This window comes from Roseococcus sp. GW821-FHT12F05 (genome assembly GCF_058806835.1).
On sequence record NZ_JBXAQB010000014.1, the window covers coordinates 70657 to 91207 of the forward strand.

Here is a 20551-nt window from a genome sequence, read left to right on the forward strand (position 1 = left end):
GGAGTTCATGGGTCTGCCCCTGGCTTACTTGCGCTTGCGCAGCAGGATGCGCGCGACGATGTTGACGGAGAGGACGCCGAGCGTGACGAGCAGCGCTCCCGCCCAGGCGATGTCGATGAGGTCCGGGAAGCCGGAATTGGCCTGCTGGTAGATCGCGATCGGCAGGCTCGCCATGGAACGGCCGAGGCTCCAGCTGGTCACGCTGTTGCCGAAGCTCGTCAGCAGCAGCGGCGCGGTCTCGCCGGTGATGCGCGCGAAGGCGAGCAGGATGCCGGTCACGATGCCCGAGAGCGCGGCGCGCCAGGTCACCAGGATGATCATCTTCCACTTCGGCGCCCCCAGCGCCACGACCGCTTCGCGCAGCGTGTTGGGGATGAGCGTCAGCATGTCCTCCGTCGTGCGGACGACGACGGGGATGACGATGATGGCCAGCGCCAGCGAGCCGGCCAGGCCGGAGAAGCCGCCCATCGGCAGCACCACCATCTGGTAGATGAAGAGGCCGATCAGGATGGAGGGGGCGGAAAGCAGGACGTCCGAGACGAAGCGCACCGCCTCGCCCAGCCTCGAGCCGCGCGCGTATTCGGCGAGGTAGGTGCCGACCAGCAAGCCGATCGGCGTGCCGACGGCGGTGCCGATGCCGGTCTGGATCAGCGAGCCGATGATGGCATGGACGAGGCCGCCGCGCGGGGCGGTATCGTCGCCATAGGTGGTCGGCTCGAACTCCTTGGTCAGCACCGTCCAGTCCAGCGCGGAGAAGCCGCGGTAGATCAGCGTGATCAGGATCGAGGCCAGGAAGATCAGGCCGATGATGGTCGAGCCGATGCAGGCCCAGCGGACCAGCCGGTCCACCATCTTGCGGCGGGCGCCGAGGGCGCGGGCGGTCGCCTGGTTCTTGGCGGGGGCTGTCGCGATGTCGAAGGTCGTGGTGCTCATGGGACGCGCCTCACTTCAGCCGCGAGCGGAGGAGCCAGCGCGACGTCGCCAGCACGATGAAGGAGATCACGAAGAGCAGGAAGCCGAGCGCCAGCAGCGAGGATTGCTTGAGGCTGCCCATGAGGCTCTCCGGGAACTCCATGGCGACCACCGAGGCGATGGTGGTCGAGGGATCGAAGATCGAGGTCGCGATGCGGTTCGCGTTGCCGATGACGAAGGTGACCGCCATGGTCTCGCCCAGCGCGCGGCCGAGGCCCAGCATGATGCCGCCCACCACCGAGACGCGGGTGTAGGGGATGACCACGCCGCGCATCACCTCCCACCGGGTGGCGCCGAGGCCGTAGGCGCTCTCCTTGTAGACGGGGGGCACGGTCAGGAAGACGTCGCGCATCGTGGCTGCGATGAAGGGCAGGATCATGATCGCGAGCACCACGGAGGCCGCGAAGAGCGAGGTGCCGGCGAAGTTGTTGCTGTCGAAGATGACGCCGATCACCGGGATGTTGCCGAGGATCTCGCCGAAGGGGAGCTGGATCCAGTTCTGGATGATCGGCACCAGGATGAAGAGGCCCCACATGCCGAAGATGATCGAGGGGATGGCGGCCAGCAGCTCGATCGCCGTGCCGACGGGGCCGCGGATCCATTCGGGCGCGAGCTCGGTCAGGTAGAAGGCGATGCCGAAGGCGGCGGGCACGGCGATGAGGATGGCCAGGATCGCGGTGACGATGGTGCCGATGACCGGCACGGCCGCGCCGTAGCTCTCACGGCCCTCGACGGGGTTCCAGTCGGTGGACCAGAGGAAGGGCAGGCCGAATTCCCGGAAGGCGGGCAGGCCGCCGATGAAGAGCGTCAGGATGATGGCGCCGAGAAGGCCGAGGACGAGGAGGCCGGCGCCGCGGCACAGCCATTCGAAGATCTTGTCCCCGACCGCACCGCTGATGCGTGGGGAAGTGACGGTTTGCTGCACGCCGGAACCTCATGAAGGGGGGCGGGCACGGGCCCGCCCCCGGTCTACGCGTCAAACGTTCAGGCGGTCCAGATCGAAGCGCCGGACGGGTTCTTCACGGCGCTCCAGGCGGCGCGGATCGCGGTGTGCACCGAGTCCGGCAGCGGGATGTACTCGAGGCGGCGGGCAGCCTCGCCGCCGTTCTTGAAGGCCCAGTCGAAGAACTTCATCGTGTTCTGGCTGCCCACGACCCGGTCGGCGACCGGGTTGGTCGGCAGCAGGATGAAGGTCGGCGAGACGATCGGCCACACGGTCGCGCCGGCGAGGTCCACCATGTCGGCGGCGAAGTTCGGCGTGGACCAGTCGGCGGCGCCGGCGGCGGCCTGGAAGGACTCCATGGTCGGGCGGACGAAGGCGCCGGCCTTGTTGCGCAGCTGCGTCGTGATCAGGCGGTTCACCGTGGCATAGGCGTTCTCGGTGTAGCCGATGGCGCCGGGCGTGTTGCGGACGGCGTTGGAGACGCCCTCATTGCCGCGGGCGCCGTTGCCGACCGGCCACTGGACGCTCGTCGCGGCGCCGGGGCCCGACTTCCAGGCCTCGGAGACACGGGAGAGGTAGGTGGTGAAGACGAAGGTCGTGCCCGAGGCATCGGCACGGTAGGCCGGCGACACCGGCAGGTTCGGCAGGCGCAGGTCGCGGTTGAGCTCGACGATCTTCGCGTCGTTCCAGCGCGTGATGCGGCCCATGAACAGGTCGACCACGACTTCCGGCGTCAGCTTCAGCGCGTTGTCGGCCACGCCCGGCAGGTTCACGATCAGCACGACCGAGCCCATGACCGTCGGGAACTGCAGGAGGTTGCGCTCGCGGAGCTGGTCGGCCGGCAGCGGGGCGTCGGAGGCGCCGAAATCGACGGTGCGGTTGGTGATCTGGTTGATGCCGCCGCCCGAGCCGATCGACTGGTAGTTCAGCTGGATGCCGGCGCCCTCGCGGGCGGCCTGGCCCCAGCGCTCATAGACCGGGCGGGGGAAGCTGGCGCCGGCGCCGGTGATGGCGGCGAGCTGCGCGAAGCCGGGGCGAGACAGGACAGGCGTGGCCGCCACGCCGGCGGCGAGGGCCAGAAGGTTGCGTCGATTCACTAGCGTCTCCATCGGACTGCAGGCGCCGGCGGGGGAGCCGGCTGCCTTCCGGCGAAGCGGATAGGCGCCCAGAAAGACGGAGGTGTTTCATATTTGTGAAGCTTATATGACTTAGACCTTTCAACTAACTTGTTGTCCACACGACCTGACAAATCGGCTCCGGAACGGCCTCCCCTCCTGGCTCGCCTGACCACAGGCGTTCGGCAACCCCAGGTTGCAGGTCGGCGCGCATCGCCGATTGTGACGGGACCCCATCGGCGACGAGCTCCGTCAGCCGAGCCGCCAACGGCGCCGGCCGGCCCGTCAACGGCTCCTGGAGGGATGGATGCCGGCCGGCCAGCTCCACCAGGGCAGCGAGGGCTCCGAGGGGAATCCGCGCGGTCGGGTTGCGCAGCAGCGCGGCCATGGCGGCAAGGTCGCCGCTCTCCACCACCGCCTCGCAGACCGGCTCGGCGAGCTGCAGCCGCCGCGCGACGGCGATGCAGGTGCCGGTGCCCGGCGGATCGCGCACCAGGCCGATGAGGTCTCCCTCCGTCAGCGCCGAGGAAAGGCGGATCAGCGGCTCGCAGACCAGCAGGACGGCGTCCCTGGCCAGGGCAAGCACGAGGTCGTGCGGCGCGCCCGGCAGGTCGGCCAGCGTGTCGGCGACGGCATGGCGCACCTCGTTCCGCAGATCCTGTGCCAGGAGCAGGAGCGCGTCCCAGGCCAGCCGGACCCGGCCGCCCGCGAGCCCCTGCGCCAGCTCGGCCGCCTGTCCCGCCAGCTTCCGGGCGAGGCCGATCCGGATGGACGCGACGGCGTCCTGGGCCAGCAGGCGGTCGGCATGGGAGGGCGTGCCGGGATTCTCGGCAACGGTGCGGCGCACCGCCTCCGCCTCGTCGGCCGCGAGCAGGACAAGCAGCTCCGGCGCCGCATCCGGCCGCCCGGCCAGTGCCACGCGCTCCGTCAGCGAGCCACGGAAGGCAATGTGGGTGTCGGCATGGGGCTGGTCGAACGGCGCCATCCCGGCAGTGTCGCGGGAAAGGCTTTCGCAAGAATGAAGGATATCAGCGGGTGCGCGCGGGGGCCGAGGTGCTGCTGTTTCCGCCGCCGGGGATGGAAGCGGCCGCCGCGGCGATGGCGGCGATCGGGAGGGCGATCAGCGCCGGCATGGCCAGCCCGGAGCCACCCAGCGAGCTGCCGCTCTCCAGCATCGGCCGAACGCCGGGGTTGGACATGGGCGCGGCGTTGCGTGAGGGGATGCGGGGGCGTGGCGCGTTCACCAGCCGCGGGCCGGGGGCGCCGCGGGCAGGCACCGCCACCTCGACGCCGGCCGGAACCACCACCACGCGCTGCTGAGCCACGGCCGGTCCGGCCACGACGAAGGCGAGGAGCGTGAGGGCGATGCAACGCATGGTTGGGTTGTGCCGCATCCTTGCCATCGCAGCAAGGTGAAATGAAATCAACATCCCGATCAGCCGGGGCGGCCGACCAGCTGCCGCGCGATGATGACGCGCATGATCTCGTTGGTCCCCTCCAGGATCCGGTGGACCCGGAGGTCGCGCACGATCTTCTCGATTCCGTAATCCGCCAGGTAGCCGTAGCCGCCGAGGAGCTGAAGCGCCTCGTCGGCGATGCGGTGACACGTGTCGGTCACGAAGCGCTTGGCCATGGCACAGAAGGTGGTGGCGTCGGGCGCCCCCTCGTCCAGCTTGGCGCAGGCCCGCCAGAGGAAGCTGCGTGCCGCCTCCAGCTCGGTCGCCATGTCGGCCAGCCGGAACTGGGTGGCCTGGAAGTCCGACACCGCCTTGCCGAAGGCGCGGCGCGTCTTCACGTAGTCCAGCGCGATGTCGAGCGCCGCCTGCGCCCCGCCCAGCGAGCACGCCGCGATGTTCAGCCGTCCGCCGTCCAGCCCGGCCATGGCATAGCGGAAGCCCTGGCCCTCCTCGCCCAGCAGCGCCTCGGCGGGGACGCGGGCGGCCTCGAACAGGACCTGCCGGGTGGGCTGGGCGTTCCAGCCCATCTTGCGCTCGTTGGCGCCGAAGCTCAGGCCCGCCGTCTCCTTCGGGATCAGCAGCGCGGACACGCCGTCCGCCCCAGGGCCGCCCGTGCGGACCATGGTCAGATAAAGGTCCGAGGTACCGGCACCGCTGATGAACTGCTTGGCGCCGTCCAGCACATAGCCCTCGTTGTCGCGGCGCGCCCTCGTGGTCAGCGCTACGGCATCGCTGCCCGAGCCCGGTTCCGTCAGGGCGTAGGAGGCCACCTTCTCCATGGTCAGCAGCCCTGGCAGCCACTCATCCCGCTGCGCGTCGGTTCCCCAGCGGTCGGTCATCCAGGCGACCATGTTGTGGATGGAGAGGAAGGCGCTGATGGTCGGGCAGCCCGTCGCCAGCGCCTCGAAGACCACCGCCGCGTCGAGGCGCGAGAAGCCGGCGCCGCCGCTCTCCTCGCGGACATAGAGACCGGCCATGCCGAGCGCCGCCGCCTCCCGGAAGACGTCGAGCGGGAAGTGGCGGTCGCGGTCCCAGGCGATCGCGTTCGGCGCGATGCGCTCGCGGGCGAAATCCTGCGCCGTTTCGCGCAGGGCCTTGGTGTCTGGCGTCAGGTCGAACATCCGGACGATGTCACTCCGCCGCCGCGGCCGAGTCCAGCATTCCCCAGCGGGCCCGGGTCGCGGCGATGTTGCGCGCCTTGATCGGCCCGAAACCTTTGATGCCCGCCGCCGCCTCGGCCCAGTCGCAGGCCTTCGCGTGGTTGGTGGGGTGCAGCCCTGCCATCCGATGCTCGATGCCTGCGCGGTACTCGTCGATCAGGGCACGCTCCGTGCGGCGCTCCTCGGTGCGGCCGAAGGGGTCGAGGACCGTGCCCCGCAGCACCTTGCCATGGCGGAGCCAGCCCATGGCCTTCAGCATCCAGGGGCCGAAGGCCATCTTCTGCGGGCGGCCGCCGCGCCCTTCGCGCGCCAGCAGCGGCGGGGCGAGGTGCATGTTGATCCGCATCGTCCCGGAAAAACCGGCCTGGAGCTTCGCCTGCCAGTCCGCATCGGCGTGCAGGCGGGCCACCTCGTACTCGTCCTTGTAGGCCATGAGCCGGTAGAGCTGCGTCGCGACGGCCTTGGTCAGCCGTGTCTCGCCCGGCATGACCGCCTCTTCCGCCGCGCGCACCCGCGCAACGAAGTCAGCATAAACAGAGGCGTAGCGTGCGCTCTGGTAGCCTCGCAGGTCGTCGACCCGGCGCTCGATCAGCGCATCCAGCGTCTCCGGTGCGGCCGGCTTCGCCTCCACCGCGAGCCGCCCGGCCTCGAAGGCCGCGAGGTTCTTCGGCACCGCCGCGCCATTCAGCTCGATGGCCCGCCGAAGCGCCTCGCGCGACATGGGGATCATGCCACGCTGGAAGGCGGCGCCTAGGAGAAAGATGTTGAGGAAGATGAGGTCGCCGAAATCGCGCTCCACCTCATGCGCGGCGTCCAGCGCCACCACGTCATGCGCCGCCGCCTTCAGGCTGGCCAGCATGCCGGCGGGGTTCTCGCGCGTCTCCGGATCGAGCACGAAGCGGCCGGTCGGCGAGACCTCGGTGCTCACCACCACGCGCGAGCGGCCCGGGCCCAGCAGCGGCCGCGCCGTGCGGCCATGCGCGCCGACGAGGTCGGCCGCGATCATCGCATCCGCCTGGCCCTGGCCGATGCGCGGGCTCGACACCTCCTCGCCCGGACGGCCCACGCGGAGCTGCGCATAGACGCCGCCGCCCTTCTGGGCGAGGCCGAGCATGTCCAGCGTGCGGACCGGCCGCCCCTCCAGATGCGCGGCCATGGCCAGGATCGCGGAGAGCGCCGTCACGCCCTGCCCGCCGACGCCGGCGAGCAGGATGTTCCAGGCCTCGCCGGCTTTCGGCTCCGGCAGCTCCGGCAGCGCGGCCTCGATGGAGATGACGGGCGTCGCGGGCTTCACCGGCTCCGCGCCCTCCAGCGTCAGGAAGGACGGGCAGAAACCTTCGACACAGGAAAAATCCTGGTTGCAGGCGGACTGGTCGATGCGGCGCTTGCGGCCCCATTCCGTCTCGACGGGCTCCACCGCGATGCAGTTCGAGACGCGCGAGCAGTCGCCGCAATCCTCACAGACGCGCGGATTGATGACGGCGCGCTTCTTCGCCTTGGGCGCGAGGTCGCGCTTGCGCTGGCGGCGCCGCTCGGTCGCGCATTGCTGGTCGTAGATCAGTGCGGTGACACCGGGGATCTCGCGCAGCCTGCGCTGCACCTGATCGAGCTCGGCCCGCGGATGGAAGGTGGTGCCTGTCGGGATCAGCGGGTCGCCCTGGTGGCGCTCCGGATCGTCGCCGACGATGGCGAGGCGCATCACGCCCTCGGCCCAGACCTGCGCGGCGATGCGCGGCACGGTGACCTCGCCTTCCGCGGGCTGGCCGCCCGTCATGGCGACAGCCGAGTTCACCAGGATCTTGTAGGTGATGTTGGCCTTGGCCGCGATCGCCGCGCGGATCGCCATGGCGCCCGAATGCGCATAGGTCCCGTCGCCCATGTTCGCGAAGACATGCGGCGTCTCCGTGAAGTGCCGCTGGCCGAGCCAGGCCGCGCCCTCGCCGCCCATATGGCTGAACAGCTCGCTCTCGCGGTTCATGTCCTTCACGAGGTAGTGGCAGCCGATGCCGGCCAGCGCGTGGCTGCCCTCGGGCACGTTCGTGGAGGTGTTGTGCGGGCAGCCCGGGCAGAAATAGGGCTGGCGGAGCGCGATGGGCTCGGCAGCCGCGGCGGCCAACGCGTCCAGCTCGACGAGGCGCGCGGCGAGTTTTTCGGTCCGCAGCGGCTCGGGCAGCACACGGGCCAAGCCGCGCAGGATCATGGCGGCATCGAGCTCGGAGACGTCGCTCAGCACGTCCTTGCCGTGGATCTCGGGGCGGACGGAATCGCCGTAGAGCGCCTCGCGCAGCTGCATCTCCAGGAAGGAACGGCGGTCCTCGACGACCAGCACGGCCTCCAGCCCCCGCGTGAATTCCCGCGCACCTTCGATATCGAGCGGCCAGGCCAGGCCGACCTTCCAGATCCTCAAGCCCCCCATCCGCGCCAGCTCCGGCGTGATGCCGGCATCCGCGAGCGCCTGGCGCAGCGTGGACCAGGCTTTTCCCCGAACGGCGATGCCGAGCCGCGCATTCGGCGCCTCCTGCACGATGCGGTTGAAGCCGTTGATCCGCGCGAAGGCCAGCGCCGCCGGCAGCTTGTAGCGGCGCACCCGCTCCTCGATGGCGAGCGCCGTGTCGCGCATGCGGATGTGCAGGCCGCCGGGCGGGATCTCGACACCATTGGGCGTGAGCGTCGCGAAAGAGGCCGGATCGACGGTGAGGCTCATCGTCGCGTCCATGGTTTCGGCGACACATTTCATGCCGACCCAGAGACCGCTGAAGCGCGAGAGCGCGATGGCCTTCACGCCGTATTCCAGCACCTCGCCCACATCAGCCGGGTCGAGCATCGGCATCTCGAGATCGGCGAAGGCATATTCGGAACCGCTGGTCACCGTGGAGGATTTCGCCGCCGGGTCATCGCCGGCCAGGGCCAGCACGCCGCCCTCCGGCGCGGTGCCGGCACCGTTGGCATGCCGGAACACGTCGCCGCTGCGGTCCACGCCCGGCCCCTTGCCGTACCAGATGGCAAAGACGCCCTGCTGCTTCGCACCGGGATGCAGCGCCACTTGCTGCGTGCCCCAGCAGGCGGTGGCGGCGAGATCCTCGTTCAGCCCCGGCTCGAAGATGACATTCGCCGCGCGCAGCCGCGCCTTCTGCTTCCAGAGCTCCTTGTCGTAGCCGCCGAGCGGCGAGCCGCGGTAGCCGCTGATATAGCCCGCGGTATCCAGCCCCTGCGCGTCGTCCAGGCTCCGCCGCAGCAGCGGCAGGCGGACCAGCGCCTGGGTTCCGGTCAGCAGGGTCTCGCGCCCGGCCGAGTCCCATCGCTCCTCGAGGGAGATATCGGGCCGGATGATGCTGTTCATGGGACGCCTCCGGAAGTCGGATATAGGCTGGAAGCTTGAGCCGGATCGCGCAAGAGTTCCTGCCGCATTCTGTGGTGCACCGCCGAACTGGCAGAAGGATCTTCCGCGATGGACGCCATCGACCGCCGTATCCTCCGTGCCCTGCACGGCGAGGCACGCCTCACCAACGCCGAGCTGGCCGAGCGGGTTGGCCTCTCCCCCTCGCCCTGCTGGTCGCGCGTGCGGCGGCTGGAGCAGTCGGGCGTCATCCGCGGCTACCGCGCCGAGCTGGACCAAGCGAAGCTCGGCCTGCCCGACACGGTCATCATCGAGGTGATGACCGAGAAGCACGACGAGGAACAGCTCAAGCGATTCGAGCAGGCTATCGCCGACATGCCGGAAGTGATTGAGGCCTGGCTCGCCACCGGCGAATACGACTACATCCTGAAAGCCGCAGTGAGCGGCACCGCCGGCTACGAGCGGCTCCTGCGGGAGAAGATCTACCGCCTGCCCGGCGTGCGCCACACGCGCACGGCCTTCGGGCTGCGATGCCTGAAGCAGCTCTTCACGCCGCTGCCGGGATGACTACCAGGGATTGGCGAAGGCGGCGCCGTCCGGGCGCTGGTAGACGAAGCTGTCGTGGGTATCGAGGCTGGAGACGATCCCGACCATGTACTGGGGCCGCGTCATCGCGCCCCCGTCGATGACGGAGGTGAAGAGATCGGTGAACCACGCCTCGGGCACGGAGCCGTTGGCCTTGAGATAGAATTGCTGGACGAAGCTCCGCGTATCGAGCGCCCCCATATGGGCCTTGTAGCCGTCGGACAGGGTGATGCCGTCGGCGATGGCGGCGACGGAGACGAGACCCGCCGTATAGTATTCGGACCAGAAGCGTGTTTGGTCCGCGTCCTGGGTGTTGGCGCCCACCCGCAGCAGCGTGTCGATCTGCTGCGTGTTGAAGTTGGGCACGAAGATGCCCTGATCCGCGCGGGCCTCCGTCTGGCCCAGGCCTTTGCGAAAATTCATGAAATCCACAACCAGGTCCGCGCGCGCGTAGCCGTTGTCCAGGCGCTGGCTATGGTACGTCACGCCCGAGGCGCTGATCTCTCCCGTGGTGTTGAGATACAGCCGTTCGACGAACTGCTTGTTGTTGAGCACGCCGAAGCTCTGCTGGAATTCGGCGGAGCCGAGAAGGATATTGATGAAGTCCTTCTCCGAGACGACGCTGCCCAGAAGGCTGTAGTTCCAGTACATTTCCTTGTTGGTGTGCTCGCGGTTGAGGATCGTGTCCGCCATCGACCAGAGCCAGGCCGCCTTGCTGTCGCCGCTGAAATACACCGCCCCGTCCAGAAGCTGCAGCGAGTTCGGCTCGTTGAAGATCAGGGAATGCCCGTCCCGCATGGTGAGCGTGGTGTAGGTCCCCTGGTCACGCAGCGAGGCGATCTCCCAGCTCATATGGTTGCCGATGATGGAGCCGTTGCTCCAGGAGAAGCCGTCCACGCGCTCATGGCTCTCGAAGAGGTCGATCGCCTGACCGCCCGAGCCGGGCAGCGTGACCTGGAAGTCCAGCGTGAAGGCGGAGGATTGGGTGCCGTCCCAGACGTCGATCACGACGGAGCGGGTCGGCCCGTCGGTCACCGAGAGCGAGACGCCAGCGCGCAGCTTGAGCACGCCGCCGACGATCTCGAACACCCACTGGTCGTCCTCACGGACGGTATAGGTGAATCCCGAGATCGTGTCGGGATCCGTCACGGCCAGAGAGCCGATCACGGCGCCGGCCTGGCTGGCCTCCACCTTGCCCCCGCTCGAGAAGCGCAGCGACTGCGGCGGCGTGTCGTCCAGGTTCAGCACAGTCACGGAATAGGCGTTCTGACTCGTCTGCACCGTGCCGTCGGCCATGAAGAACCGCAGGCCGAGGCTGAGCGTCGGCGAGCGGCCGCCGGCGCTGAAGGATTCGTAGTCGGCCTGCGCGATGGGCGTGATCTCGATCATGCCCGTGGCCCGGTTCAGCGTGGCGTCGAAATAGTCCGCCCCGGTTCCCGTGATGTCCACGAAGCGGATCAGCGATGGGTCCATCGAGAGCCGGAGCTGCCCCGTCCAGTCCCACAGGGGCGTGTTCTCGTTGATCAGCCCCGGAATCGAGCCCGTCAGTTGGATCGTCATGTCGTCCTCGGCCATTTTGGTCGTGGCCCAGTCTCCACCGGCGATCCTGAAGATCCGGTAAAGGCGAAAGCTTCACGCCATGGCGGTGCGCGCCTCGTAGAGCTCGGGGAAGAAGCGCCGCTCGATCGCGCGGCGCAGATAGGGCACGCCCGCGCTGCCGCCGGTGCCGGGCGCCATGCCGATGATGCGCTCCACCGTCCGCATGTGGCGGAATCGCCAAGTCTGGAAGGCGTCCTCGATGTCCACCAGCTCCTCGGCCAGCTCGTAGAGGTCGAACTCCGAATCGTTGCTGCCATAGATGCCGGCCCAGATCGCCGTGACCTCCGGCCGCGGCGCGTAGGGTTGCGAGAGGTCGCGCTCCAGCACGTCCTCCGGCACGGGATAGCCGCGCCGCGCCAGCAGCCGCAGCGTCTCGTCGTAGAGCGAGGGCGCGGCCATCGCCGCCTGCAGCTGCGCCAGCAGGTCCGGCCGATGCTCGTGCGGCTTCAGCATGGCCGGGTTCTTCTCGCCCAGCCGGAACTCCAGCGCGCGGTACTGCCAGGACTGGAAGCCCGAGGAGCTGCCGAGATGCACGCGGAAGGCCAGGTAGTCGCGCGGCGTCATGGTCGCCAGCACCTCCCAGGCCTCGATGAGCTGGCGCTGGATGCGCCCCATCCGCGCCATGGCCTTGAAGGCCTGCCGCAGCTGGTCCGCCTGGATGCAGCGGATCGCCAGCTCCAGCTCGTGCAGCAGCAGCTTGATCCAGAGCTCCTGCACCTGGTGGATGGTGATGAAGAGCATCTCGTCATGCTCGGGCGAGATCGGCTTCGCGGCCGCCAGCAGCGCGTCGAGGCCGAGATAGTCGCCGTAGCTCATCCTCTTCCGGAAATCGGTGGTGATGCCCTCTTCCATTCGCGGCCCCTGTGTTCCTATGCAGTCGGCATGATCGACCTTCGGCCGCACTTCTCGCAATTCCTCCGCGCCGACCCGAGCCGGCTGCACTTCGCCGCGCACAGCCACCACCCCTGGCCCGACGTCACGCGCGAGGCCCATCTCTCCGCCTGGGACCTCGCCGCCGCCCGCGCCGACCACAAATGGGAGGAGGTGCTGGGCCCCGTCTGGGAGGAGGCACGCGGCCATGTGGCGCGGCACCTGAATCTGCCCGATCCGGCGACCCTCGCCTTCGCGCCCAATACGCATGAATTCGTGGTCCGCCTGCTGAGCGCGCTGCCGGAGCGGCCGCGCATCCTCACCACGACAGGCGAATTCCATTCCTTCGCCCGCCAGGTCGCCCGGCTGGAGGAGGAGGGGCTCGTCCAGGTGACCCGGATCCCCTCAGAGCCCGGCCCGGAATGCCTGCCCCGGATGATCGAGGCCGCGCGCGCAGGCTTCGACCTGATCTGGTCCAGCCATGTCTTCTTCGACAGCGGCTTTTGCCAGCCGCTCGACGGCTTCGCCGACCTCGCCGCCGCTGCCGGCGAGGCCGTCCTGGTCATCGACGGCTATCACGGCTTCATGGCTCTGCCGACCGACCTCGGCGCCCTCGCGAGCCGCGCCTTCTACCTCGCCGGCGGCTACAAATACGCGATGGCCGGCGAGGGCGCCTGCTTCCTGCACGCCCCGCCGGGCTGGCTGCCGCGCCCGCGCGACACCGGCTGGTTCGCCGCCTTCGGCCAGCTCGCGCAGCGCGGCGCCGGCGTGCCCTATGCCGGGGACGGCATGCGCTTCATGGGCGCGACCTTCGATTCCTCCGGCCTGTTCCGCCTGAACGCCGCCATGCGGCTGCTGGAGCGGGAGGGCGTCACCGTCGCCGCGATCCACGCCCATGCCCATGCGCTGCAGGCGCGCTTCGTCGCGGGGCTGGCCGGTACGGACCTCGATCCGGCCCGGCTGGTGGTCCCGCTGGCGGAGCATCGCCGCGGCAACTTCCTCACCTTCGACCTGTCGGATGCCGAGGCCTGGTCCGCCCGGCTGGACGCGCTGGGCATCGTGACCGACCGGCGCGGCGCCCGCCTGCGCTTCGGCTTCGGCCCCTACCAGACGGCCGAGGAGGTGGACGCCCTCCTCGCCCGGCTCACCAGCTCCGGCAGTTGAGCCGGATCGCCTGGGCGATCGCCTCGGGCGCCATGGGCTTCGCGCCGGCCTCGAGCGGCTGGGTGCCCAGCATCATCGGCATGTTCTGGCGGCCGAGGAGGCTCGCGGCCCGGGTGCCGGTCTGGGCGTCCTGCACGCCGCCGGCCTCGAAGCGGAGGGTGAAGACCTGCGGACGGGCCTGCGCATTGCCGAGCTCCACGAAGTAGGAGGCCCGCCGCGCGCCTTCCTCGTCCGTGGTCTCGATGGCGAAGACGCGCTCCGCCCGGAGCTCGTCGGCCGTGCAGGCCCGCTCCTCGTTGGGGGCCGCGGAGGCGAGGAAGGCCGCGCCGAAGCTGGCGCCCAGGGCGGCTACGCAGATCGCGATCACGGGAAAGCGGGTGGCCATGGTCTCTTCCTTCTCCGCCCAGACTGCTCCGGGCCCTCTCGCCAATCCAATCGTCGCTTCCATCCCCCGGGATGGCCGGCGCCTATCGTGCGGCGGGGCGTGCTCTGCTAGATCCGTGCCATGCTGGCATTGACCATGGGGGAGCCCGCCGGGATCGGCGCCGAGATCGCCGCGAAGGCCTGGCAGGCGCTGCGCGCCGATGGCCCGGCCTTCTTCCTGATCGACGATGCGGACCGGATCTCCGGCGTCCCCGTCACCCGGATCGCTTCAGCCGCCGAGGCGGAATCCGTGTTTCCCCGGTCGCTTCCGGTCCTGCACCGCCCCCTGCCGGTGGCTGTCGTCCCTGGCCGCCCGAGCACCGCCACCGCCGGCGCCGTCCTGGCCGCCATCGAGGAGGCAGTGGCGCTGGCGAAATCGGGCGAGATCAGCGGGATGGTGACCAATCCCATCCAGAAGTCGGTGCTGACGGCGGCCGGCTTCCCGCATCCCGGCCACACGGAATTCCTGGGCGAGCTGGCCGGCACCGGCGTGCCGCCCGTCATGATGCTGGCCTCGCCGGAGCTGCGCGTCGTGCCGGTGACGGTCCATGAGCCGCTGGCCCGCGCCATCGCCCGGCTGACGCCGGAACTCATTGTGGAACATGCGGGAATTACCCATGCGGCGCTCATCCGCGACTTCGGGATCGCCGCTCCGCGCTTGGCCGTGGCCGGCCTGAATCCCCATGCCGGCGAGGCCGGGACGCTCGGCAAGGAGGACGACGCCATCGTCGCCCCCGCCGTGAAGATGCTGCGGGATCAAGGGATTCTCGCGACCGGCCCCTGGCCGCCGGACACCATGTTCACCGCCCATGCCCGGCCGACCTACGACGCCGCCATCTGCCTCTACCACGACCAGGCGCTCATCCCGATCAAGACGCTGGACATGGCGGGCGGCGTGAACGTCACCCTCGGCCTCTCCATCGTCCGGACCAGCCCGGACCACGGCACCGCGCTGGACATCGCCGGGAAGGGCGTGGCCAGCCCCGACAGCCTGATCGCGGCGATCCGGCTGGCCGCTCAACTCGCTGAAAACCGAAGGAAAAGGGCCTGATGCGCCTCTCCGTGAACGTGGACCACGTGGCGACCCTGCGGAACGCCCGCGGCGGCACCTTCCCCTGCCCTGTCGAGGCCGCGCGCATCGCCATGGCGGCGGGCGCGGATGGCGTGACGATGCATCTGCGCGAGGACCGCCGCCATATCCGCGACCGCGACCTGGAGCGCGTGGCGGCCGAGGTGGACACCCGCCTCAACTTCGAGATGGCGGCCACCGAGGAGATGGTCGCGATCTGCGAGCGCCTCCGCCCGCCGGCCTGCTGCATCGTCCCCGAGAAGCGCGAGGAGCTGACCACCGAGGGCGGCCTCGACGCCGTCAAGGCCGGCCCCTTCCTGGCCGAGGCGATCCGCCGGCTTTCAGGCCTGGGCATCGAGGTCTCGCTTTTTGTGGAGCCGGATGCATTGCAAATTGCAAGAGCCGCCGAGCTGGGCGCCCAGGCGATCGAGCTCCACACCGGCACCTATGCCGAAGCCCCGGCCGCGGCCCGCCCCGCCTTGGCCGCAAAGCACGCCGAGGCGGCCCGGCTGGCGAAATCCCTGGGACTTCAATGCCATGCGGGCCATGGGCTGAGCTACGACACCATCGCGCCCATCGCCGCCATCCCGGAGATATCCGAGGTCTCCATCGGCCATTTCCTGATCTCCACCGCCGTCTTCGAGGGCCTGCCGGCCGCCATCGCGCGGATGCGAGGGCTGATCGCCGCCGCACGCGGCTGAGCGCGCACCTGGCACGGCGCCTGCTCCGTAGGGGTCATCGCAACCTCCCCCGGAGCAGGCCATGCAGACCAATGCCGTCACCCAGCTTTCCCGCAGCCCCGCGCAGGATGAGCAGCCTTCCGCGCTGGCCTATTGGGGCACGGGCTTCGCCGGCATCGGGGTGATGCTCGTCATCTGCTTCTTCGCGGGGCTGCGGTTCTGAAGCTCCCCCGCCGCTTCTGGAGCGCCCTGCTCGATCGGGCCTTCGGCATGCCGACGCCGCGCTGGCGGTTCAGCCTGGAGCCGAAGACGCTCGCGCTCCGCGTCAGTTCCAGCCGGGGTCGGTCCAGCCCGCTTCCGGGTCCAGCGGGTAGGTCGGCCGCGGCAGCCGCTTCCAGGCGAAGTTGGTCAGCACCGGGCTGGTGAGGCCGGGGCTGTCCACCTCGAAGATCCGCTCGTTCGGGAAGAACTCGTCGAAGCCCGCGCGGAAATGCCCGCGGGACTTCACCACCACCGTCCTCGCGGCGGCGATGTCGATGCCGTGCATCTCCAGCGTGCGCGGCTCATGGCATTGCCGGCGCAGGCTGATCACCACCACGCGCAGGCCGGAATCGTCGAGCTCCAGCAGCGCTGTCGGTCCGAGGTCGAAGAGCCGGCCGGCCATGGTGCCGCGCCGCCCCTTGCCCTTGCCGTCGGTCAGCTTCACCACCCGCGCGCCGGATTCGAAGCGCTTCGAGAACTCGCTCTCCTCGCGATTGAAGACGGCATGGAAATGCGCGCCCTCGCCCAGCGCCTGCGCCTCGGCCGCCAGCGCCGGATCGACGAAGAGGCCGAGCACCACGCCCTGCGCGCGCGCCTCATGGAGCTTCCGCAGCGTATAGGCCGTGCTGCCGCGCCCCCCGCCGCCGGGATTGTCGCCGGCGTCGGAGAAGATCACCGGCGCCACCTCGCCCTTGCCCGCCGAGACCGCCAGCGCCGCCGCCTCGTCCAGGCTCAGCAGGCGCCGCGTGTGCCGCGTGCGCTCCGCCCAGCCGCGCCGGGCGAGCTTCGCGCAGGCGCGCCTGGCCGCGCCCTCGTCGCCGTGGCGCGCCGTGACGGTGATGGTGATGCCGCATTTGGGCAGGTCGCCGAAGGTGAAGCCGCCGGTGACGCTCGCATTCAGGATCGCCGGCTCGGACGCCATGATCGCCTCCGCGTCGTGGACGAGGTCGGCATAAGGGCCCTCGGCGGTGAGCAGCGTGACGGAGGGCGGCGTCAGCGGAAGCCGCAGGAAGGCCTTCGCGGTCCTGAGACCGCCGAGCAGCTCACGCATCGCATCCGCCGCCTCCGCGGCGCGCGCGGCCATGTCCACATGCGGGTTGGTGCGGTAGGCGATGAAGGCGTCGCAGTTCTCGACCAGCTTCTCGCTCACGTTGCAGTGCAGGTCATGCGTCACGACGATGGGCACGGCCTTCCCCACCACCTGCCGGATCATCGCCAGCATCGTGCCGTCGCTGTCCTCGTCGCCGGTCGCGCTGCTGGCGCCGTGGCTCGCGACATAGACGCCGTCCAGCGGCAGCGCGGCGGCCAGGCCCGTACGGTACTCGTCAAGGAAGGACAGGAACAGCGCCTGGTCGATCGGCCCGCCCGGCGGCGCAGCGGCGACCATCACCGGGCAGGGCGTCCAGCCGCCGGTCGCGTCCATCCGCCGATAGAAGCCGCCGATCTCGGCCGGCATGGGCGAGGCCTCGGCGCGCACGAGCCGCGTCATCTCCTCTCCGCGCACCACGCATTGACGCTCGAAATCTTCAAGCCGCGTGACCGGCGCGAAGGCATTCGCCTCCAGGTGCAGGCCCAGGATTGCGATGCGCGGCGCTCGTTTCAACTTCATGACCCCCCGGATGGACGCGAGGCCGCGAGTGGATAAGCTCCCGATCATGTCGTCAATCACGCGCGCCATCTCCCTGCTGGAACGTCTCGTCGGCTTCGACACGACGAGCGCGCGGAGCAACGCTGATCTCATCGCCTTCGTGCGCGGGGAGCTCGCCGCGCACGGCATCGAATCGCGGGTGATGATGGAGGGCGAGAAGGCCAACCTCCACGCCATCATCGGGCCGCGCGTCGCCGGCGGCATCGCCCTCTCCGCGCATGTGGACTGCGTGCCGGTGGAGGGCCAGGCCTGGCTCGCCGACCCCTTCGTGCTGCGCCGCGAAGGCGGCCACCTGATCGGCCGCGGCAGCTGCGACATGAAGGGATTCGTCGCCTGCGTCCTCGCAATGGTGCCGGAGATGGTGGCGGCCGATCTCGCGCGGCCGTTCCACCTCTGCCTGACGCATGACGAGGAGACGACCTTCCGCGGCGCCGACCGGCTGATGGACGAACTCGGCCATGACGGCCCGCCCCCTGCGCTCTGCATCGTCGGCGAGCCGAGCGGCATGGCGCCCATCGTCGCGCACAAGGGCTATGCGGGCTGGGACGTGGTCTTCACCGGCCTCTCCGGCCATTCCTCGCGCGCGGACGAGACGGCGAATGCGCTGATGGCGGCCGCCGAGGCCGTGGCCTGGCTGAAGGGCGAGGCGCGGCGATTCGCCACGCAGGGCCGCCGCGTGGCGGGCTTCACGCCCGCCTACACCACCGTGCATGCCGGCACCTTCCATTCCGGCACGGTGCTCAACATCGTGCCGGACCGCGCGGAGTTCACCTTCGAGGTCCGCAACGTGCCGGGCGACTCGGCGGAGGACGTCCTCGCGCGCTTCCTGGCCCATGTGGAATCGGCGATCCTGCCGGAGCTGCGCGCCGTCCATCCGTCCAGCACGATGACCGTCACGCCGCGCACCGTCGCGCCCGCGCTCGACCTCGACGATTCTCACCCGCTGCTGGCGCTGACGCAGCGCGCCTCGGGCAGCAACTCGCTCGGCTTCGTCAGCTACGGCACGGAGGCGGGCTTCTACCAGCGCGTCGGCATCCCCGCGATCGTCTGCGGCCCAGGCCACATCGCGCAGGCGCACCAGCCCGAGGAGTGGATCGCCGAATCGCAAATGGAGGCCTGCTGCGCCTTCCTCGGACGCCTCATCGAGGACCAGGCCAGATGAGGCTCCCGCTTCCGCCCACGCTCGACGCGCTGCTGCGCGACGCCGGCGCGGCCTCGCCGACCGTGCGCCTCGTCGCGCCCGACATCGGCCGCTGGCGGGCGGGCAACGTGCTGCCCGGCGTCTGGAGCTTCGACAGCCATGTGGCGGGCCCGCATGTCTGCCTTGTGGCGCTGACCCATGGCAACGAGATCGCCGGCGCCATCGTGCTCGACCGCCTGCTGCACGAGGCGCTGCGGCCTTCGCGCGGCCGCCTCACGCTGGTCTTCGCCAATCTCGACGCCTTCTCGCGCTTCGAGCCCGAGGACCCCACCGCCTCGCGCTTCCTCGAGGAGGACCTGAACCGCGTCTGGGATCCGGCCGTCCTGGAGGGCCCGCGCCGCTCCAGCGAGCTGCGCCGCGCGCGTGCCCTGCGGCCCGTGCTGGATTCCGCGGATGTGGTGCTGGACCTGCACTCCATGCTCTGGCCCTCGGACCCGCTCTTCCTCACCGGCGCCTGCGGCGCCTCCATGCCGCTCGCCGCGTCGCTGGGCGATCCGCCGATGGTCGTCGCCGACCACGGCCACGAGGCGGGCCAGCGGCTGATCGACTACGCGGCCACGCGCGGCCGGCAGAGCCTGCTGCTGGAAGGCGGCTGGCACTGGGAGCCGGAGACGGTCGCGCGCATGGAGCAGGCCGCACGCCGGCTGCTGGCGCTCACCGGCGTGGTGCCGGGCGAGGTCCCGGCCTTCCCGGCACCGCGCTTCGCGCGGGTGACGCAGCGGGTGACGGCCCGCAGCCAGGATTTCACCTTCGTGCAGCCCTGGCGGGGGGGCGTGGTGATCCCCGATGCCGGCACGCTCATCGCCATGGACGGCGAGGAGGAGATCCGCACGCCGCATGACGGCTGCCTGCTGGTGATGCCCATGCTGCTCACGCAGCCCGGCCAGACGGCGGTGCGGCTGGCGAGGATCGAGCCGTGAAGATCGTGGGGCTTGCCACCTTCATCGTCCCGCCCCGCTGGTGCTTCGTGAAGGTCGAGACCGACGAGGGCATCACCGGCTGGGGCGAGCCCATCGTGGAGGGACGCGCGCACACCGTCGCGGCGGCGGTGGGCGAGCTGGCGGACTACCTGATCGGCAAGGATCCCGGGCTCATCGAGGACCACTGGACGGTGATGTACCGCGCGGGCTTCTACCGCGGCGGCGCCGTGCACATGAGCGCGCTGGCCGGCATCGACCAGGCGCTGTGGGACATCAAGGGCAAGGCGCTGGGCGTTCCCGTGCATGCGCTGCTGGGCGGACAGCTGCGGGACAAGATCCGGGTCTATTCCTGGATCGGCGGCGACCGGCCGGACGACACGGCGCGCATGGCGAAGGACTGCGCCGATCGCGGCTTCACCGCGGTGAAGATGAACGGCACCGAGGAGCTGCAGTTCATCGACACGCACGACAAGATCGACGCCGCGCTGGCCCGCGTGCAGGCGATCCGCGACGCGCTCGGTCCGCATTTCGGCATCGCGGTGGATTTCCATGGCCGCGTGCACCGGCCCATGGCGAAGGTGCTCGCCAAGGAGCTGGAGCCCTTCAAGCTCATGTTCATCGAGGAGCCCGTCCTCAGCGAGCATGCCGAGGCGCTGAAGGAGATCGCGAACCACTGCTCCACGCCCATCGCGCTGGGCGAGCGGTTGTTCTCGCGCTGGGACTTCAAGAACATCCTGCATGCGGGCTGCGTGGACATCATCCAGCCCGATCCGTCGCATGCCGGCGGCATCACCGAGACGCGCAAGATCGCGGCCATGGCCGAGGCCTACGACGTCGCGCTGGCGCTGCACTGTCCGCTGGGGCCGATCGCGCTGGCGGCGAACCTCCAGCTGGATGCGGTCTGCTACAACGCCTTCATCCAGGAGCAGTCGCTGGGCATCCACTACAACAGGACCAACGACCTGCTGGACTACCTCGTGGACCCCTCGGTCTTCGCGTATCGCGACGGGCATGTCGCGATCCCGCAGGGGCCGGGGCTGGGCATCGAGATCAACGAGGACTTCGTGCGGAAGATGGCCGCCGAGGGCCATCGCTGGCGCAACCCGGTCTGGCGCCACAAGGACGGCAGCTTCGCCGAGTGGTGAGA

At 69.9% G+C, this 20551-nt stretch carries 19 protein-coding genes; 8 read left to right on the forward strand and 11 right to left on the reverse strand.

The window, feature by feature from the left end:
- Window positions 1-24 precede the first annotated feature (24 nt).
- The 7 genes from pstA to AC1ROY_RS26115 form a co-directional block, all read right to left on the reverse strand.
- Window positions 25-933 (reverse strand): phosphate ABC transporter permease PstA, encoded by a 909-nt coding sequence (gene pstA, locus AC1ROY_RS26085; RefSeq protein ID WP_493151840.1) that lies wholly within the window; start codon window positions 931-933, stop codon window positions 25-27.
- 10 nt (window positions 934-943) lie between these two features.
- Window positions 944-1897, reverse strand: a complete 954-nt coding sequence (gene pstC, locus AC1ROY_RS26090) for a phosphate ABC transporter permease subunit PstC (protein ID WP_493151841.1) — start codon at window positions 1895-1897, stop codon at window positions 944-946.
- A gap of 59 nt (window positions 1898-1956) precedes the next feature.
- Entirely contained in the window at window positions 1957-3012 is a 1056-nt protein-coding gene (gene pstS / locus AC1ROY_RS26095) for a phosphate ABC transporter substrate-binding protein PstS (RefSeq protein ID WP_493151842.1), read from the reverse strand.
- A 124-nt stretch (window positions 3013-3136) separates the two neighbouring features.
- Complete coding sequence (locus AC1ROY_RS26100; RefSeq protein ID WP_493151843.1) at window positions 3137-4015, reverse strand: DUF2336 domain-containing protein; 879 nt, start codon at window positions 4013-4015, stop codon at window positions 3137-3139.
- Between the two features lie 43 nt (window positions 4016-4058).
- On the reverse strand, window positions 4059-4406 hold the full coding sequence (locus AC1ROY_RS26105) for a hypothetical protein (protein ID WP_493151844.1): 348 nt from the start codon (window positions 4404-4406) through the stop codon (window positions 4059-4061).
- Window positions 4407-4465: 59 nt separating this feature from the next.
- A complete protein-coding gene (locus AC1ROY_RS26110; RefSeq protein ID WP_493151845.1) occupies window positions 4466-5608 on the reverse strand; it encodes an acyl-CoA dehydrogenase family protein in 1143 nt (380 codons plus the stop codon).
- 10 nt (window positions 5609-5618) lie between these two features.
- On the reverse strand, window positions 5619-8987 hold the full coding sequence (locus tag AC1ROY_RS26115) for an indolepyruvate ferredoxin oxidoreductase family protein (protein WP_493151846.1): 3369 nt from the start codon (window positions 8985-8987) through the stop codon (window positions 5619-5621).
- A gap of 108 nt (window positions 8988-9095) precedes the next feature.
- Between AC1ROY_RS26115 and AC1ROY_RS26120 the strand changes: the two genes are divergently transcribed.
- Window positions 9096-9551 carry an Lrp/AsnC family transcriptional regulator gene (locus tag AC1ROY_RS26120; RefSeq protein WP_493151847.1) on the forward strand — a complete coding sequence of 152 codons (456 nt, stop codon included), beginning with the start codon at window positions 9096-9098 and terminating at the stop codon, window positions 9549-9551.
- Here AC1ROY_RS26120 and AC1ROY_RS26125 read toward each other — a convergent pair whose 3' ends face one another.
- Together AC1ROY_RS26125 and kynA are read right to left on the reverse strand one after the other, a co-directional pair.
- Complete coding sequence (locus AC1ROY_RS26125; protein WP_493151848.1) at window positions 9552-11129, reverse strand: DUF4214 domain-containing protein; 1578 nt, start codon at window positions 11127-11129, stop codon at window positions 9552-9554.
- 72 nt (window positions 11130-11201) lie between these two features.
- Complete coding sequence (gene kynA / locus AC1ROY_RS26130; RefSeq protein ID WP_493151849.1) at window positions 11202-12020, reverse strand: tryptophan 2,3-dioxygenase; 819 nt, start codon at window positions 12018-12020, stop codon at window positions 11202-11204.
- Window positions 12021-12050: 30 nt separating this feature from the next.
- Here kynA and AC1ROY_RS26135 point away from each other — a divergent pair, with 30 nt between their 5' ends.
- A complete protein-coding gene (locus AC1ROY_RS26135; protein WP_493151850.1) occupies window positions 12051-13202 on the forward strand; it encodes an aminotransferase class V-fold PLP-dependent enzyme in 1152 nt (383 codons plus the stop codon).
- On the opposite strand, the gene AC1ROY_RS26140 is transcribed toward AC1ROY_RS26135, so the two are convergent.
- Window positions 13183-13587: a hypothetical protein gene (locus AC1ROY_RS26140; RefSeq protein ID WP_493151851.1), complete on the reverse strand. Its 405-nt coding sequence runs from the start codon at window positions 13585-13587 to the stop codon at window positions 13183-13185. The genes AC1ROY_RS26135 and AC1ROY_RS26140 overlap by 20 nt on opposite strands.
- Window positions 13588-13707: 120 nt before the next feature.
- Here AC1ROY_RS26140 and pdxA point away from each other — a divergent pair, with 120 nt between their 5' ends.
- From pdxA to AC1ROY_RS26155, 3 genes are all read left to right on the forward strand, one after another.
- Window positions 13708-14676 carry a 4-hydroxythreonine-4-phosphate dehydrogenase PdxA gene (gene pdxA, locus AC1ROY_RS26145; protein WP_493151852.1) on the forward strand — a complete coding sequence of 323 codons (969 nt, stop codon included), beginning with the start codon at window positions 13708-13710 and terminating at the stop codon, window positions 14674-14676.
- Complete coding sequence (locus AC1ROY_RS26150; protein ID WP_493151853.1) at window positions 14676-15395, forward strand: pyridoxine 5'-phosphate synthase; 720 nt, start codon at window positions 14676-14678, stop codon at window positions 15393-15395. The genes pdxA and AC1ROY_RS26150 overlap by 1 nt, the downstream gene beginning before the upstream one ends.
- A 61-nt stretch (window positions 15396-15456) precedes the next feature.
- Window positions 15457-15597 carry a hypothetical protein gene (locus AC1ROY_RS26155; protein WP_493151854.1) on the forward strand — a complete coding sequence of 47 codons (141 nt, stop codon included), beginning with the start codon at window positions 15457-15459 and terminating at the stop codon, window positions 15595-15597.
- A gap of 102 nt (window positions 15598-15699) precedes the next feature.
- Here the strand turns inward: AC1ROY_RS26155 and AC1ROY_RS26160 are convergent, their stop codons facing one another.
- Window positions 15700-17244, reverse strand: a complete 1545-nt coding sequence (locus AC1ROY_RS26160; RefSeq protein WP_493151855.1) for a M81 family metallopeptidase — start codon at window positions 17242-17244, stop codon at window positions 15700-15702.
- A 46-nt stretch (window positions 17245-17290) separates the two neighbouring features.
- On the opposite strand from AC1ROY_RS26160, the gene argE reads away from it, so the two are divergent.
- The 3 genes from argE to dgoD are packed head-to-tail and all read left to right on the forward strand — an operon-like array spanning window position 17291 to window position 20549.
- On the forward strand, window positions 17291-18445 hold the full coding sequence (argE, locus tag AC1ROY_RS26165; protein ID WP_493151856.1) for an acetylornithine deacetylase: 1155 nt from the start codon (window positions 17291-17293) through the stop codon (window positions 18443-18445).
- The gene (locus AC1ROY_RS26170) at window positions 18442-19404 is read left to right on the forward strand and encodes a M14 family metallopeptidase (RefSeq protein ID WP_493151857.1); all 963 of its coding nucleotides are present in this window, start codon (window positions 18442-18444) and stop codon (window positions 19402-19404) included. Before argE ends, AC1ROY_RS26170 begins: the two co-directional genes overlap by 4 nt.
- On the forward strand, window positions 19401-20549 hold the full coding sequence (dgoD, locus tag AC1ROY_RS26175; protein ID WP_493151858.1) for a galactonate dehydratase: 1149 nt from the start codon (window positions 19401-19403) through the stop codon (window positions 20547-20549). The genes AC1ROY_RS26170 and dgoD overlap by 4 nt, the downstream gene beginning before the upstream one ends.
- The last annotated feature ends 2 nt before the right edge of the window (window positions 20550-20551 follow it).

Bases quoted from the DNA above. Each gene is read 5' to 3' on its own strand.
- pstA (WP_493151840.1), bottom strand. From the start codon at position 933: ATGAGCACCACGACCTTCGACATCGCGACAGCCCCCGCCAAGAACCAG.
- AC1ROY_RS26100 (WP_493151843.1), bottom strand. From the start codon at position 4,015: ATGGCGCCGTTCGACCAGCCCCATGCCGACACCCACATTGCCTTCCGT.
- AC1ROY_RS26105 (WP_493151844.1), bottom strand. From the start codon at position 4,406: ATGCGTTGCATCGCCCTCACGCTCCTCGCCTTCGTCGTGGCCGGACCG.
- AC1ROY_RS26110 (WP_493151845.1), bottom strand. From the start codon at position 5,608: ATGTTCGACCTGACGCCAGACACCAAGGCCCTGCGCGAAACGGCGCAG.
- AC1ROY_RS26115 (WP_493151846.1), bottom strand. From the start codon at position 8,987: ATGAACAGCATCATCCGGCCCGATATCTCCCTCGAGGAGCGATGGGAC.
- AC1ROY_RS26120 (WP_493151847.1), top strand. From the start codon at position 9,096: ATGGACGCCATCGACCGCCGTATCCTCCGTGCCCTGCACGGCGAGGCA.
- AC1ROY_RS26125 (WP_493151848.1), bottom strand. From the start codon at position 11,129: ATGACGATCCAACTGACGGGCTCGATTCCGGGGCTGATCAACGAGAAC.
- kynA (WP_493151849.1), bottom strand. From the start codon at position 12,020: ATGGAAGAGGGCATCACCACCGATTTCCGGAAGAGGATGAGCTACGGC.
- AC1ROY_RS26135 (WP_493151850.1), top strand. From the start codon at position 12,051: ATGATCGACCTTCGGCCGCACTTCTCGCAATTCCTCCGCGCCGACCCG.
- AC1ROY_RS26140 (WP_493151851.1), bottom strand. From the start codon at position 13,587: ATGGCCACCCGCTTTCCCGTGATCGCGATCTGCGTAGCCGCCCTGGGC.
- pdxA (WP_493151852.1), top strand. From the start codon at position 13,708: ATGCTGGCATTGACCATGGGGGAGCCCGCCGGGATCGGCGCCGAGATC.
- AC1ROY_RS26150 (WP_493151853.1), top strand. From the start codon at position 14,676: ATGCGCCTCTCCGTGAACGTGGACCACGTGGCGACCCTGCGGAACGCC.
- AC1ROY_RS26155 (WP_493151854.1), top strand. From the start codon at position 15,457: ATGCAGACCAATGCCGTCACCCAGCTTTCCCGCAGCCCCGCGCAGGAT.
- AC1ROY_RS26160 (WP_493151855.1), bottom strand. From the start codon at position 17,244: ATGAAGTTGAAACGAGCGCCGCGCATCGCAATCCTGGGCCTGCACCTG.
- argE (WP_493151856.1), top strand. From the start codon at position 17,291: ATGTCGTCAATCACGCGCGCCATCTCCCTGCTGGAACGTCTCGTCGGC.
- AC1ROY_RS26170 (WP_493151857.1), top strand. From the start codon at position 18,442: ATGAGGCTCCCGCTTCCGCCCACGCTCGACGCGCTGCTGCGCGACGCC.